Origin of the sequence: Nocardioides abyssi, assembly GCF_030412915.1 — a bacterium.
GTDB lineage: Bacteria > Actinomycetota > Actinomycetes > Propionibacteriales > Nocardioidaceae > Nocardioides > Nocardioides abyssi.
In genome coordinates, this window is the sequence record NZ_JAUHJR010000154.1 from 1 (window position 1) to 279 (window position 279).

Here is a 279-nt window from a genome sequence, read left to right on the forward strand (position 1 = left end):
GGCTGTCCTCGAGCACCTCGGTGCGGACGGTGATCGTGACGACATTCCCGAAGACAACGGTCGAATCACCGAGTTCGATGGTCGAGTGGAGGGTGCACTCGAGTGACGCCGGTGAGTCGGCGACTCGGGCGGGCGACACTCGCTCACTCGGTTCCATCTTCACGCCCACCGCTGCCGCTTCGTCGACCTCGGGCTCGAACGGCGCGCTGGATCCGTTGATGAGTGCGAGCATCGGGAGGCTGGCCATGCTGACCACGAACTGGCCCGTGGCCTCGACGT

The 279-nt window shown here is 65.6% G+C and carries 1 protein-coding gene; it reads right to left on the reverse strand.

The genetic code is table 11. The features are described 5' to 3' along the window. Positions 1-247 (reverse strand): flavin reductase family protein (locus QWY29_RS20300; protein WP_300963040.1); only part of this gene is annotated, 247 nt, incomplete at its 3' end. Between the last annotated feature and the right edge of the window lie 32 nt (positions 248-279).